Below are 268 nucleotides of genomic sequence, written 5' to 3'. Positions count from 1 at the left end.
TGATCCGCTCGATTTCCTTCTCCCGGCCGATGACCGGATCGAGCTTGCCCTCCCGAGCGCTCTGCGTCAGATTCCGACCGAACTGGTCCAGCACCAGCGAGGACGACGGGGTCCCCTCGCCGCGGCCACCGGCCTCGGCCGGCTCCTTGCCCTGGTAGCCGGACAGGAGCTGCAGCACCTGCTGCCGCACCCGGTTGAGGTCCGCACCGAGCTTGACCAGCACCTGGGCGGCGACGCCCTCGCCTTCGCGGATCAGGCCGAGCAGGAT

At 69.8% G+C, this 268-nt stretch carries 1 protein-coding gene; it reads right to left on the bottom strand.

The window, feature by feature from the left end:
• Positions 1–268: Clp protease N-terminal domain-containing protein (locus SREC43747_RS20100; RefSeq protein ID WP_037332914.1), on the bottom strand; the 268-nt coding region annotated here is incomplete at both ends.

The organism is Saccharopolyspora rectivirgula DSM 43747, assembly GCF_000497205.1.
Lineage (GTDB): Bacteria > Actinomycetota > Actinomycetes > Mycobacteriales > Pseudonocardiaceae > Saccharopolyspora > Saccharopolyspora rectivirgula.
Note: the sequence above shows the minus strand (reverse complement) of the source record. Positions and strands in the feature narration are given on the sequence as shown.